Raw genomic sequence first — 13,140 nt, forward strand, 5'->3', positions numbered from 1 at the left:
TCATGATTGTCAGCCTGATTTTTTTTCTATAGGCGGAGCGCCGCGATGCGGCTTGCCGCCTCGGCTGTCGCCTCATGGGTGGCAAACGCTGTCAGACGCAGATAGCCCTCGCCCGACGGGCCGAATCCGCAACCCGGAGTGCCCACCACGCGGCAGCGCTCCAGCAGCATGTCGAAAAAGCCCCACGACGTCATGCCGTCGGGAGTCCGCAGCCATATGTAAGGAGAGTCGGTTCCGCCATAGGCCTCCAGACCCGCTTCGCGCAGAGATGTCAGCAGTGTCGACGCATTGTGCTTGTAGTAGGCTATCGTTTCAGCCACCTGACGGCGCCCCTCCTCGGAGTAGATCGCCTCGGCGGCGCGCTGCGTAAGATACGATGCGCCGTTGAATTTCGTGGTCTGCCTCCGGAGCCACAGGCGGTGCAGGCTCACCTCACTGCCATCGGCAGCAAGGCCGCAAAGTTCGCGCGGTATCACCGTGTAGCCACACCGCAGGCCGGTGAACCCCGCTGTCTTGGAAAAACTTCTGAATTCTATCGCCACACGTCGCGCGCCCTCTATCTCATAGATCGAGCGCGGTACCTCGGGAGAGCTGACGAAGGCCTCGTAGGCGGCGTCAAACAATATCAGCGAACCCTCCCGGAGCGCATAGTCCACCCACACTTTCAGCTGGCTGCGGGTGAGCACGGTGCCGGTAGGATTGTTGGGAAAACAAAGGTAGATAACGTCGGGCCGCTCCGACGGCAGCGAGGGCACGAATCCGTTCCCGGCCGTCACCGGCAGATATATGATGCGGCTCCAGCGTCCGTCGCTTCCGAGTGTGCCGGCGCGTCCGGCCATCACGTTGGTGTCGATATATACGGGATACACCGGATCGGTCATAGCCACCCGTGTGTCGGACGCAAGTATGTCGCCTATGTTTCCGGTGTCGCTCTTGGCGCCGTCGCTGACGAATATCTCGTCGGCGCTCACCTCTATTCCCCGGCTGCGGTAGTCACCCTCGGCTATCGCCTCGCGCAGGAAGCCATAGCCCTGTTCCGGACCGTAGCCGCGGAATGTCGCCGCCTCGCTCTCGTCGGCGGTGGCGCGATGCAGAGCCTCCGAGGCTGCGGGGCATATCGGCCGGGTCACATCGCCGATACCCATTCTGATGATCTTCTCGCCGGGATGAGACGCGGCGAACGCTTCCACCTTGCGGGCTATGTCGGAGAAGAGATAGGCCGACGGAAGCTTGGTGAAATTATCGTTGATATGTACCATTGTGTAAATCGTGTGTCAGTTTCTGATATAAGTGCCGGTAAACACTTCTGTGGCCGGCCCGGTCATCATCACGTGACCCCCTTCGCTCTCCGGCAGCCACTCTATCGTCAGCCGGCCGCCCGGCAGACTTATCTCGGCCTTGCGACCGGCCAGTCCGTTGGTTGCCGCCGCCACCAGTGTGGCGCAGGCGCCGGTGCCGCAGGCCATGGTCTCGCCTGAACCGCGTTCCCATACCCTCATCGTTATCCGGTCGGGTGCATCTGTGCGTGCAAACTCTATATTGGCGCGGTCGGGCCACATCGGGTGTCTTTCAAGTTCCGGGCCGTGGCCGAGCACCATTGCGTCGGAAAGATCGTCGGTGAATATCACTCCGTGGGGATTGCCCATCGACACGGCTGTCAGTCTGTGACGGCTGCCGTCGGGCAGCGCCACCTCGGTGTCGACGACACCCACCTCCGGGCGTCCCATGTCGACGGTGACGCTCTCCACCTTGCCGTCGGACCCTTTGCGGGCCATCAGCCGGCGTATGCCTGAAAGTGTTTCGAGAGTGAGGTCGGTGCGGTCGGTCAGCCCCTGGTCTATCACATACTTGGCTATGCAGCGCGAGGCGTTGCCACACATCCGGGCTTCCGAACCGTCGGCGTTGAATATTCGCATCCTGAAGTCGGCTTTGTCCGACGGACAGATCATCACTATTCCATCGCCGCCCACGCCTGTATGGCGGTCAGATATCTCCCTCGCCAGAGTGTCGGGGGATTCCGGTTCCGACTCCATGCAGTCAATATAGATGTAGTCGTTGCCGATGCCGTGCATCTTTGTGAATCTGATCTCTTCCACAGCAGGAAAATTGAAATTCGTAAAAATTAAGGCGCAAAATTAATCAAATAATTCAGAAATGACGTCGGACGACCATTTTTTAACGCAAAAAAAATCTACTCATTGCATCCTTGACGGCTTCTTCTGACGGTTTAGTGCCTTGGCTTAACGTTTTCGTTGTATGACAGTAAACGTTTTCTGGCAGATTTATTTGGTAAAAAAGTTTGAATTTTGGCAGTTTTGGCTGCAAAATGTTGCCGTTTGTTACAAAAATATTAATTTTGTGCGGTCGGATGGATGGTCCGGCTTGCGTTCAATTATGCCTCACGTTGCGCCTCAAGGCTGCGTGAGTAGTCTGTGTCAACACACGTAACCGAATTCATACGTTATGATGGATCATGAAATCAGTCGTTCACAGAAGCAGGATCTTCAGCGCTACGCTTCCGATTTCAGCAATTTTGGCGACGACTATTTTTTTGCACGCTTCGACAGGCTGCCGATCGAGGGTATTCTTTCGGGGACGCCGACGCGTGTGACCGGGCTGGCGATAATACTGATGCTCAAGGGCAGGATGACGGTCGATGTCAACCTTGCCACTTACGGTATGATACCCGACTCTGTGCTGCTTGTCGGGCCGGAAAGTCTATTTCAGCCTCGGCATATCGACGATGGCGACTTCGATATATGCCTGTTTTTCGTATCGCATGAATTCATGCGCGACATAAACCTGGATATCAATACGCTCAATTCCATTGGAGTGTCGGGAAGCCACTCGCCGCTGATGCTGCTTACGCCCGAAGAGATGATGCTGCTCAGGCGATATTTTGCACTTGTTAAGGAGAATACGCGCGGCAACACCGAGGCCGTGTTCATCCGGTCTATAGCCCGATCCGTCATCGCGGCCGCATTCTATCAGCTCATGCAGTTCGGCAAGCGTCGCGAGGTGGCCGATGACTCGTCGGCAGAGCGGCCTTCGACACGCCGCCACAACTATGTCAAGGAGTTCATGCAGCTTGTCAGGGAATATCACCGCAGAGAGCGGTCCATCAGCTTCTATGCGTCTAAACTCTTCATATCGCCCAAATATCTGTCGATAGTGGTCAGAGAAGCCACCGGACGGCCGGCATCGGCCTGGATCGACGACTATGTGATACTCGAGGCCAAGAACCTGCTGCGCTTCTCCGGCAAGAACGTTCAGCAGATAGCATATGAACTCAACTTCACCAACCAGTCGTCGTTCGGCAAATATTTCAAGCACCTCACAGGCATGTCGCCCACGCAGTTTCAGCGCAGCTGACAGATCCCCGACAGACTATTGGCGAGGCCGCCCTGGCGTCGTATAACTATTGTTGGATATTGTTGGCTAAAAAAAACGCTTCTTGATGAACGTTGATTACGAAAATATCGTTACTTTTGTGAAATCAAGCGCGGGGTGGCATAGGAGCCCGGTGCTTGATGCGAAATTCAAGGATATATAATAGTTATAACTTCTTAATACTCTAAAAAAAATGAACTTTCTGACCGACGAAAAACTCGTGATTGTTGGTGCCGCAGGCATGATCGGCTCCAACATGGCTCAGACCGCCCTCATGATGGGTCTGACCCCCAACATCTGTCTCTACGACCCCTATGCTCCCGCGCTCGAAGGAGTGGCCGAAGAGCTTTTCCACTGCGGATTCGAAGGCGTGAACATCACCTTCACTTCCGACATCAAGGAAGCCCTCACCGGAGCCAAATATATCGTCAACTCGGGCGGCGCAGCCCGTAAGGCCGGCATGACCCGCGAGGATCTCCTCGTCGGCAACGCCAAGATCGCCGAGCAGTTCGGTAAGGACGTCAAGGCCTACTGCCCCGACGTGAAGCACATCGTCGTGATCTTCAACCCCGCCGACATCACCGGTCTGATCACCCTGCTCTATGCCGGCCTCAAGCCCTCGCAGGTGACCACACTCGCCGCTCTCGACAGCACACGCCTGCGCAGCGAGCTTGCCAAACAGTTCCACATCTCGCCCGACAAGATCGTCAACAGCCGCACTTACGGCGGACACGGCGAGCAGATGGCCGTTTATGCCTCCACTACAAAGGTCGACGGCAAGCCTCTGACCGAAATCATCGGCACAGCCGAATTCCCCGACAAGGCATGGGAAGAACTCCGTGTGCGCGTGGTGCAGGGCGGCAAGAACATCATCGACCTCCGCGGCCGCTCTTCGTTCCAGAGCCCCTCTTACATCTCTATCGAGATGATCGCCGCAGCCATGGGAGGCAAGCCCTTCACATGGCCCGCAGGATGCTATGTCGACGACGACCGCTTCAACCACATCATGATGGCTATGGAAACCGTCATTGACAAGAACGGCGTACACTGCAAGGAACCCCAGGGCACACCGCAGGAGCAGGCAGAGCTTGAGCAGAGCTACAAGCACCTCTGCACACTCCGCGACGAAGTGATCTCTCTGGGCGTGCTTCCCCCCGTCAACGAGTGGCACGCACTCAACCCCAACATCAAGTAAACCGTCTACACGGTCTTATATACCTCTATGCAGAGCGGTCGCGCCATCGCGCGGCCGCTCTCGCTATATTCGCGTCAGCCGGGACACCTGATTGCACGTGACATTGGCACCCACGACATACCTCGCCGAACAGCGCCGGGCTCGGCTCTGCAGCCTTTGATTATTCTGATGGTTCCGATTACTCCGATGGCTCTGGCTGCTCCCGTCCTCCTATGGGAGAAGGTATTTGCAAGGAAATTATAGAAACGTTCCGTTAAGTAGCGTGATGTTACTGAACTTTATAATATTCAATATATCAATGTGATAATATTTGATGAATGTTCGATGTAACAAGGCTGTAACTGATTTAACTTCGTTTAACACAAAAACACTTGTAGAGCTGTAATTCTCCGTAACTTTGCATTGTCAACGAATTGTAACATCAGTGCTGACAAACCCGACATAACAACCCATTACACCTCTAAAACCTCACTACAATGGCTACAGCAAACTTTCAATCCAGACTCATGGGACTCCAGGCAAACCTCCTCAACTTCGCCTTCATGCTCACATCGAACCGCGACGATGCCTACGATCTGCTTCAGGATACCACGCTGAAAGCCCTCGACAACGCCGACAAATATGTCGAGAACACCAACTTCAAGGGATGGGTGTTCACCATCATGCGCAACATCTTCATCAACAACTACCGCCGCGTGGTGCGCTCGGCCACGGTCATCGACCAGACCGACGATCTCTACCATCTCAACCTCAGCCAGGACTCGGGCCTGGAAACTCCCGAAGGCTCGTTCGGCGCCAAGGAGATCACCGACGCCATCAACGAATTCCCCGACAAATACCGCATACCCTTTTCGATGCACGTGGCTGGCTACAAGTACGGCGAGATCGCCGAAAAGATGCAGTTGCCGCTGGGCACCATCAAGAGCCGCATATTCTTCGCGCGCCAACAGCTCCAGACACGCTTCGCCGACTACCGCTGAGCCGTCGGGTCGATGCAGATAAATGATTAAGAGAGTGTTTGAATTTAACACGAAGAAATAAATAGGGACTTCTTTCTATCCCCTCAAAGGTCTTTTCGGGCGATTTGCGTCAAGTTTCATCGGTCACGATGCCCGCATCGCTCCCTCATCAACTCACGCAAATCTCTCCGAAAATCCTCTTTGAGTGAATAGAAGTGAAGTTCAAACAATCTCTAAAAAAAACGCAATCCCCGCCGGATGCCCTATGAGCGTCCGGCGGGGATTTTATTTGTGGGTCTGATTCGGAATTACTTCTTGAAAGCGTGGCGGTAGCCTTTCACTTTGTCCCATCCGCCGCGGGTGAAGTCGGGCACTTCCACGGGGGCGCTGCCGTTGGCAATCGAGATCTCCGACAGGGGAGTCAGAGCGCACCATTCAGCCAGGTCATACACGTCCATGTCGAGGGGCAGACCGTTGAGCAGGCAGTAGACGAGGCGATAGTCCATGATGTAGTCCATGCCGCCGTGGCCGCCTACCTTCTTGGCTACGTCGCCCACCTCGCGGATGATCGGGTGAGTGTATTTCTCCACCAGTGCGGCCTGCTGTTCGGGCGAGATGGCGCCGTGGGCCGAGAGGTTCTGATGGTCGGGAACTGTAGCCGAGTCGAGCTGTTCGGGCTCGAAGGCATACTGCGATACGGGATACTTGTTGGCGAAGCCCTTGGTGCCGGTCAGCTGGTACATGCGGCTGTAGGGGCGCGGGTTCACGACGTCGTGCTGTATCTGGATGGTCTTGCCGTTGGCGGTGCGAATCATTGTCATTGTGTGGTCGCCGTTGGCAAATGTGTCGGCCTCTTCGCCGAACATCTTCTTCCATGCGGCCGGACCGTTGACAGCCTTGGTGTCCATGGCCACGAGAGTGGTCATGCGGTCGCCGCGGTGGATGTCGAGCAGCTGGCAGGCGGGGCCTACACCGTGGGTGGGATATACGTCGCCGCGACGCTCCTTGTTGAACTCAAGGCGCCAGTTGTTGGCATAGGCAGGCCAGAATTCGTCAAGATTGTGGATATAAGAACCTTCGGTGTGGAGCACCTCGCCGAACAGACCCTGCTGGGCCATGTTGAGGGTGTTCATTTCGAAGAAGTCATACACGCAGTTTTCGAGCATCATGCAGTGCTTGCGGGTTTTCTCAGAAGTGTTGATGAGATCCCAGATCTCTTCGAGGGTAGAAGCGGCAGGCACCTCTATGGCGGTGTGCTTGCCCTGCTCCATTGCATATAATGCTATGGGAGTGTGATGTTTCCAGTCGGTCACCACATATACCAGATCCACGTTGGGATCCTCACAGAGCTGTTTCCACGACTCTTCCTCGCCGCCGTATGTGGCAACGGGGCCATAGTTGCGTGATGCATAGCGTGCCATTACTTTGTTGATACGGGCTGTGTCTATGTCGCAGATGGCTGTCACGCGTGCGCCGGGCACAAGGGTGAGACGGTTGGCGGCATCCGCTCCGCGCATGCCGAGTCCTACCACGCCGATGCGTACTGAATCCATCGGTTCGGCGGCGAAGCCGAGCATGTCGGCCTGTCCGGCCGGACGTTCGGGTACTTCGGTGACAATCGTGCGGTTGGCGTCGGCGGTGCCACACGATGCGAAGAGCGCCATCGCACAGAGCGAGGCTACCATAATACTCTTGAAGCTCATGTCTTGACTGATAATTGTTTTAAGGTGTTGATTGGTTTGTTGAAATTCGTAATGAATATTTTTACAAAGATACTAATAATTTGTTATCCGACAGCGGTTCAGCTTTGAAAAAAATAGCACAGCCACCCCTGCGATGGAGTGGCTGTGCTATTATGGATTGTTTATTGTGAATATTGCCAGATAGTTACGGTATCGCGTCGTAGGCACGCAGAGCCTGCTCGAAGCGCGATTCCACGTCGGAGAGCAGATAGAGGCCGTCGGCGTTGCGCTCCAGTCCTTCGAGCGACAGCGGATACACCATCGGCGGGTTGTCGAGAGTTATCAGCTGCAGGTTGCGGAGCTGCTCGAGAGTCGGATACACGATGTTGATGTCGGCGTAGGTCTTGCCATCTTTGCCTTCGAATTTCTCCACCACGATCTTCGATCCTATCGGGGTCTTTTTCTCAATTGCGGCGGGCAGTTCGTAAGGCTCCACACCAAGGGCGGTGGCTACCGACGACAGATTGCTGTCGTGGCCTACGAGGAAGGTGAACCGGCGGTCGGGCGAGCGAAGTTCGTCATACATATACTGGATGAGCGGACGGGCCACGTTGACTGCAACGATCGGAGCTGTGAACAGGGCGTCCTGATACACGTCCTTGATATGGGCGAGACGTTCCCAGTCGGCGCGTGTCAGTTTGTGGCCGAAGGCTGCCTTGAGCGTGTCGGGTTCCTCATAATACTGGAGGATGAAGGCGTCGCTGGCGCCGTTGAGGGTCTTCAGGGCAGAGCCCGATTTCAGTCCCGGTTCCCGGAACTGCTCGAACACAAATTCCGTATCGTAGTTGTCGAGAGCCTTAAGCTTCGGATCGTTGTCCTTGGTCATCGGCGACTTGTCGACGTCGAGCACGTCGATGATCAGCTCATAGTCGGGGCGAAGCTGCTCGCTGATGCCGCGTATGCCGTTCTTGCCGCCCTGCTCGGCTATCTGTTTCATCGCGATGGCCACAAATTCGGGCGACACCTTCGTGAGCTGAGGGTTGAACAGAGGATCCATCTTCGAGGGCACGTAACGGTGGTTGACCTCCACGCCACCCACAGGCATGAAGCCCGAAGTGAAATACTGGGCGGTGGCAATGCAGCGCTGCATGGAGTTGGCCTGCACATTGACGTCGTCGGCCGACGGCTGATGGTTTTCGGGGAACAGACCGGCATCCTCGGCCCATTTGCGGAAATACTGGCCCATCATTGTCTCGACGGCGCCGCCGCGGAGGGTCAGTTCGCTTTTGGGCGCCGACCATACGGTCCACTGATGAGGGGTCATGCGTCCCAGATCGCTCTTGGAGTCCGACAGCGGAGAGCGGATGTTGTGGCGGCTGAGCACTACAGCTTCTTTAAGCTGATATTTCTGTTTGAATTCGGGTGAACGCTGCTGTTGGGCTACGCTTCCCAGAGGAAGTGAGAGGAGGATGGCTGCGAGAGCCGTGTTGAAGAGTTTCATGTTATTTTATGATTGTGAGTAAGTGAATGGTCGGATTCAATATCGGATTAATATCGGATTAATATCGGATTCAATATTACAAACAATGTGAACAAAAAAAGGTTTTAGCTTGTTAAAATTTTATTAATTTTCGAAAACGTAACTAAGAAAGGGGCTTTTTCCAATACAATTATGAAAAAAATGAATGGAATTGCTAAAGTGATGACTGTCATGGCTATAGTTGCCATGCCGGCTCTGCAGGCAATGGCTGCCGACGACGAGCCCAAACTGACAGTAAAACCCACCGGACGTGTGCTTATGGACGGTGCTGTCTATCTTCCCGACGGCGACGGACTCGCCGACGGAGTGGCTCTACCCGACATACGTATGGGTGTCAAGGCCTCATACGGCAAGTGGTCCGGAAAGATCGATGCCGGGTATTCGTTCAACAAGCTCAGCATGAAGGATGTCTATATACAGTATTCCTTCAACAGTGAGAACTATCTCCGTGCGGGCTACTTCGTTCATCAGTTCGGACTCAACGCCGCCACATCGTCGTCGATGAAGCCGCAGATGGAAGCCGCCACCACTGATACCTATTTCAATGCCACCGGACGTAATATCGGTCTGGAATATGTCCACGACTGCGGCCCGGCATTCCTTAGCTTCTCGGGCATCGTGGCCGGAACGTCGATGACCTCCCCCTCCAACGAGCAGGGCAAGGTGAGCGTCGGAGCGCTCAACCGTGCGGTGTGGCGCCCCTGTCACGCCACCGGACTCGTGGCGCAGGTGGGCATGTCGCTCTGGTATCAGTCGGCTCTCCACAAGGCAGAAACTGCCGAAGACGGAGAGACCGTCGCATCAAAGGGCTACTTCAACTGGTCGGCCGGATTTCCCACGCGTGTCAGCAAGGAGGGAATGCTCGGAGCCGATGTCACCAATGCAAAAGGAGTGTTCAAACTTTCGCCCGAATGGCTGCTCATGAAGGGACGCATCGCATGCGAGGGACAGTACTACTATATGAACGTGGCGCGCCGCACCGGATTCGAGTCATATCGCGCGCAGGGTGTCTACGGCCTGCTCCGCGGCATTCTTATCGGATCTGACTACGGCTACTCGCATGGCGACGCCGGACTCGCCACTCCCGGCAAGGGTACGCTCGAGATGGTGCTCGGCTACAACTACACCGATGCCAACCAGGGTCGCAGCGGCATACATGGCGGCATCTCCAACGATGCGTCGATGACACTCAACTACTACTTCAACAAGTATGTTATCGGACGTCTCCGCTACAGCTATACCGACGTGCGCTCCTCCGACGCGCAGCGCAACCGTCACGTCAACACCATACAGGCACGCATTCAGATCCTGTTCTGACACGCGGCCTGACAATATCGATGAATTGAATTTTTCTATTGGGCGTGCTGCAGCGGGAGTTGCGGCACGCTCGTTTTTATAATTCAATTAATTATGTGGGCAAAAGATGTGATAAAGGATGCGGTGTGAGGGATCATTCGTTGTCGGTCGAGAGCATCGCCAGCAGCTTGCGGCGCGATTTCACCCTGATCTCGTGCTGGTCATACTCTATGATGCCGCGTTCGCGCATCGACTCCAGAGTGGAGATAAACGATGTGCGCTGCACTCCGAACAGCGAGTAGAGGTCGCGCTGGCGTCCGATGAGCTTCACGTCGGTGCCGCCGCGCTGTGTCAGCGCTATGATCCAGAAGGCTATGCGCTCCTCAAGCGATCCCGCAGCCACGGCGAGAACGCCGTCGATAGCTTTTTGGGCGTTGACCGACAGTGTGTTGAGGAAGTTGAACAGAAACACCTTGTCGGCGTTGAGTATATCCACATAGTCGTTCTTCGAGATCTGCATGATTCCGGCAGGCTCCATGGCCACCACTTCGGCCGGATACGTGGTGTTGCGGCCGAAAAGAAATTCGGGAGCTATCACGTTGGGAGCCTCCAGAGTCTGCGACACCTGAAACCGTCCGTTGGAGCTTGTCACAGTGGATCTGACCGAGCCTGATATCACGAATTTGATATGGGTGCATGGCTCGCCGCGCTCTATCACTCTCTCTCCTTCGAGATACTTCAGGAAGTGGAAGGGAGCGCGTCCCACCACCTCGCTGATGCGTTCACGGCTCACTCCGTTGAAGAGCGGCAGTCCCATCAGGATTTCATACATGCTGTCCATATCGTTGTGTCTTTGATAGATTAACACGGTGATTTTGATTAAAGTTCCCTCAGGCAGGCTATGTCTTTGCAGTCGGCGGTCATGTCCACGCCCGTGGGCACGACTGTCACGTAGCCCCGGCCGAGCCAGTAGTTGTCGGTCGTGGAGTCGTCGGGATCGCGGTCCACGTATTCGCCGGTGAGCCGGTAGGCGGTGCGCCCGTCGGGAGCGGTTGTCTGCGAGTATTCGCCGATCCAGTGTCCCATGGATGCCCTGACGAGCTTTATCCCATTGGGTTTGCATCGGGCGGGGATGTTGACGTTCAGGCAGATGCCCGACGGCAGACCCGATGCGGCCACTCCGCGGGCTATCTCGTCGACATAGCGGCCACACTCGCTGAAGTCGGCGTCGGCGTGATGGTCGAGCAGCGAGAATCCCACCGACGGGATGCCGAGCGTGCACCCTTCGATCACGGCGCCCATTGTGCCGGAGTACAGCACCGAGTTGCCCGAGTTTGAGCCGTGGTTGATGCCCGACAGTATCAGGTCGGGACGGCGCTCTCTGAAGAGGGCGTGCATCGCGAGCTTCACGCAGTCCACCGGTGTGCCGTTGACCGACCACACCTGAGCGCCCTCTTCGTCGGCCCGGCGGGTAAGATACAATTCGCTGTTCACCGTTATGGCCGACGATTGACCCGATCGGGGGCTGTCGGGAGCCACCGTCACCACATCGGCCCAGCGGCCGACGCATTTTGCCAGATACCTGATGCCTGCGGCCTCGAAGCCGTCGTCGTTGGTTATGAGTATGAGTGTGCGCTGATCCATCTTTTTTCGGTTAGTGATGACAAAGTTACAAAATATCCGCCGATTTTGTTTAATTTTGTCGCGCCGCAGAGTGCTCGCTGCGGTTAAATTGGATTAATTGGAATGTGATAAGTGATTCGCGGCAAGCCACGGGTTACTGATGAGCTTAATAATGTCAACTGATTTTACGAGTTACTTAAGATTTACAATATGATACAGCGTGTTCAATCTCTCTGGCTTCTTGCTGCCGTGGCCGTCATGGCGGTGTTCTGTGTTCTCCCCTTCGGCTCTGTGGCCGGAAAGGCTATTGAAGTGGCTTCCGACATATTTGTGCTCGTGCCGGCGCTCGTTTCGGCGCTGCTCTGCCTCGTGGCGATATTCCTCTACCGCAGCCACGGGCGTCAGAAGGCTGTGATAGTCGCTTCGATGGCGTTCGCGATCATATCTGAGGCGTTTGCGCTTGTAGGGGTGCTCGTTGCCGACGGAGCCGGCTTCTCCTCTCTCTCATGGACTCTGCTGCTCCCTCCGGCGGCTGTCGTGGCTCAGATTGCAGCGTGGCGCGGTGTGAATGCCGACCAGCGGCTGCTCCGTTCCTACGATCGTCTGCGCTGATCCGTCGCCCCCTTTACATTGACCGGAGTATGTCGAGCGACTTCACCCCCTCCAGACGGGTGTGGTGGAGAGAGTAGAACTGCATTATACGGTCGAGCACGGCGTTGCGTGCCGCGCGGTCGAAACTGTATAGATGCATGTTGGCATACGTCATCCGGCAAAGAGCCGCAGCCACCCGCGCCTCGTCGCTGCCGATCCACCTGTTGTGGAGCGGGGCGCTGAGACGCCAGATGCCGTCGGCCATGTCAAACACCATGCCGCTCCTGTAGGCTCCCGCGTCGGGCTCTATCCCCAGACACACGGCCAGACCCCTCAGAAAAGCTATGTGATAGTTGGACGTGCGCTCGCGGGGCAGCTCGTCGAGCACCGCCACCGACTGCGCCACGAAGTCAAACGTCTGCGCGTCAGGCTGGCTGCTGCGAAGCACTATCCCCAGCACCTCCGCCAGAAACATCGCCACAGTCTGCTTTACCGGCGACGAAATAACCCCGTGCATAGGTCGCAGAGGCCTGACTGACATTATGCGGCTCACATCGCGCCCCGGCACGATGTCGGCCACGCACTCCACCACCGACATGGGCTGCAGCAAAGCCCTGCGACGGCTCGCCTCGCGCCCCTTGCCGCCGCGCACGAGCAGCGACATGAACCCGCGGCTGCGCGTGTAGGCCGAGAGTATCGAGCGGTCGTCGGCGTAGGCCACTGTCCTCAATGCTATCATATGTAAGGTTTCCTGCATGGTCGTCGTGGAGCGGGGTAGTTCAGTGTCGGTCGTTGCAGTCCACTAATCCGAGCGACTCAAGTATGTAGCGGGCCACAGATTCCTCGCTGTTTGGCCCTATCACA

General features: G+C 56.1%; 12 protein-coding genes. 5 read left to right on the top strand and 7 right to left on the bottom strand.

The genetic code is table 11. From position 1 onward, the window contains the following. Window positions 1-26 precede the first annotated feature (26 nt). Both C5O24_RS01565 and dapF read right to left on the bottom strand, forming a co-directional pair. Window positions 27-1,259 carry an LL-diaminopimelate aminotransferase gene (locus C5O24_RS01565; RefSeq protein ID WP_107035053.1) on the bottom strand — a complete coding sequence of 411 codons (1,233 nt, stop codon included), beginning with the start codon at window positions 1,257-1,259 and terminating at the stop codon, window positions 27-29. A gap of 15 nt (window positions 1,260-1,274) precedes the next feature. Further along, window positions 1,275-2,096 carry a diaminopimelate epimerase gene (dapF, locus tag C5O24_RS01570; protein ID WP_262497743.1) on the bottom strand — a complete coding sequence of 274 codons (822 nt, stop codon included), beginning with the start codon at window positions 2,094-2,096 and terminating at the stop codon, window positions 1,275-1,277. Window positions 2,097-2,463: 367 nt separating this feature from the next. On the opposite strand from dapF, the gene C5O24_RS01575 reads away from it, so the two are divergent. The 3 genes from C5O24_RS01575 to C5O24_RS01585 all read left to right on the top strand — a co-directional run bounded on the left by C5O24_RS01575 (window position 2,464) and on the right by C5O24_RS01585 (window position 5,565). Then, a complete protein-coding gene (locus tag C5O24_RS01575) occupies window positions 2,464-3,372 on the top strand; it encodes a helix-turn-helix domain-containing protein (protein ID WP_107681363.1) in 909 nt (302 codons plus the stop codon). Window positions 3,373-3,583: 211 nt separating this feature from the next. Next, window positions 3,584-4,585: a malate dehydrogenase gene (locus C5O24_RS01580; RefSeq protein ID WP_107035055.1), complete on the top strand. Its 1,002-nt coding sequence runs from the start codon at window positions 3,584-3,586 to the stop codon at window positions 4,583-4,585. Between the two features lie 476 nt (window positions 4,586-5,061). Beyond that, window positions 5,062-5,565, top strand: a complete 504-nt coding sequence (locus C5O24_RS01585; RefSeq protein WP_107035056.1) for an RNA polymerase sigma factor — start codon at window positions 5,062-5,064, stop codon at window positions 5,563-5,565. Window positions 5,566-5,852: 287 nt separating this feature from the next. Here C5O24_RS01585 and C5O24_RS01590 read toward each other — a convergent pair whose 3' ends face one another. Both C5O24_RS01590 and C5O24_RS01595 read right to left on the bottom strand, forming a co-directional pair. Continuing rightward, window positions 5,853-7,247, bottom strand: coding sequence for a Gfo/Idh/MocA family protein (locus C5O24_RS01590; protein ID WP_107035057.1), 1,395 nt, complete (start codon window positions 7,245-7,247; stop codon window positions 5,853-5,855). 184 nt (window positions 7,248-7,431) lie between these two features. After that, complete coding sequence (locus C5O24_RS01595) at window positions 7,432-8,727, bottom strand: histidine-type phosphatase (protein WP_107035058.1); 1,296 nt, start codon at window positions 8,725-8,727, stop codon at window positions 7,432-7,434. A gap of 171 nt (window positions 8,728-8,898) precedes the next feature. Between C5O24_RS01595 and C5O24_RS01600 the strand changes: the two genes are divergently transcribed. Further along, window positions 8,899-10,083, top strand: a complete 1,185-nt coding sequence (locus C5O24_RS01600; protein WP_107681364.1) for a porin — start codon at window positions 8,899-8,901, stop codon at window positions 10,081-10,083. Between the two features lie 133 nt (window positions 10,084-10,216). Here C5O24_RS01600 and C5O24_RS01605 read toward each other — a convergent pair whose 3' ends face one another. Both C5O24_RS01605 and surE read right to left on the bottom strand, forming a co-directional pair. Next, window positions 10,217-10,903: a Crp/Fnr family transcriptional regulator gene (locus C5O24_RS01605; RefSeq protein ID WP_107035060.1), complete on the bottom strand. Its 687-nt coding sequence runs from the start codon at window positions 10,901-10,903 to the stop codon at window positions 10,217-10,219. Window positions 10,904-10,941: 38 nt separating this feature from the next. After that, the gene (gene surE / locus C5O24_RS01610) at window positions 10,942-11,706 is read right to left on the bottom strand and encodes a 5'/3'-nucleotidase SurE (protein WP_107035061.1); all 765 of its coding nucleotides are present in this window, start codon (window positions 11,704-11,706) and stop codon (window positions 10,942-10,944) included. 189 nt (window positions 11,707-11,895) lie between these two features. On the opposite strand from surE, the gene C5O24_RS01615 reads away from it, so the two are divergent. Continuing rightward, on the top strand, window positions 11,896-12,297 hold the full coding sequence (locus C5O24_RS01615) for a DUF4293 domain-containing protein (RefSeq protein WP_107035062.1): 402 nt from the start codon (window positions 11,896-11,898) through the stop codon (window positions 12,295-12,297). A gap of 13 nt (window positions 12,298-12,310) precedes the next feature. On the opposite strand, the gene recO is transcribed toward C5O24_RS01615, so the two are convergent. Then, window positions 12,311-13,015: a DNA repair protein RecO gene (gene recO, locus C5O24_RS01620; RefSeq protein WP_161553753.1), complete on the bottom strand. Its 705-nt coding sequence runs from the start codon at window positions 13,013-13,015 to the stop codon at window positions 12,311-12,313. Between the last annotated feature and the right edge of the window lie 125 nt (window positions 13,016-13,140).

Origin of the sequence: Paramuribaculum intestinale (assembly GCF_003024925.1) — a bacterium.
Classification (GTDB): Bacteria; Bacteroidota; Bacteroidia; order Bacteroidales; family Muribaculaceae; genus Paramuribaculum; species Paramuribaculum intestinale.

Excerpts from the sequence above, each read along its gene's own strand:
- C5O24_RS01565 (WP_107035053.1), bottom strand. The coding sequence starts at position 1,259 with ATGGTACATATCAACGATAATTTCACCAAGCTTCCGTCGGCCTATCTC.
- C5O24_RS01575 (WP_107681363.1), top strand. The coding sequence starts at position 2,464 with ATGATGGATCATGAAATCAGTCGTTCACAGAAGCAGGATCTTCAGCGC.
- C5O24_RS01580 (WP_107035055.1), top strand. The coding sequence starts at position 3,584 with ATGAACTTTCTGACCGACGAAAAACTCGTGATTGTTGGTGCCGCAGGC.
- C5O24_RS01585 (WP_107035056.1), top strand. The coding sequence starts at position 5,062 with ATGGCTACAGCAAACTTTCAATCCAGACTCATGGGACTCCAGGCAAAC.
- C5O24_RS01590 (WP_107035057.1), bottom strand. The coding sequence starts at position 7,247 with ATGAGCTTCAAGAGTATTATGGTAGCCTCGCTCTGTGCGATGGCGCTC.
- C5O24_RS01595 (WP_107035058.1), bottom strand. The coding sequence starts at position 8,727 with ATGAAACTCTTCAACACGGCTCTCGCAGCCATCCTCCTCTCACTTCCT.
- C5O24_RS01600 (WP_107681364.1), top strand. The coding sequence starts at position 8,899 with ATGAAAAAAATGAATGGAATTGCTAAAGTGATGACTGTCATGGCTATA.
- C5O24_RS01605 (WP_107035060.1), bottom strand. The coding sequence starts at position 10,903 with ATGGACAGCATGTATGAAATCCTGATGGGACTGCCGCTCTTCAACGGA.
- surE (WP_107035061.1), bottom strand. The coding sequence starts at position 11,706 with ATGGATCAGCGCACACTCATACTCATAACCAACGACGACGGCTTCGAG.
- C5O24_RS01615 (WP_107035062.1), top strand. The coding sequence starts at position 11,896 with ATGATACAGCGTGTTCAATCTCTCTGGCTTCTTGCTGCCGTGGCCGTC.
- recO (WP_161553753.1), bottom strand. The coding sequence starts at position 13,015 with ATGATAGCATTGAGGACAGTGGCCTACGCCGACGACCGCTCGATACTC.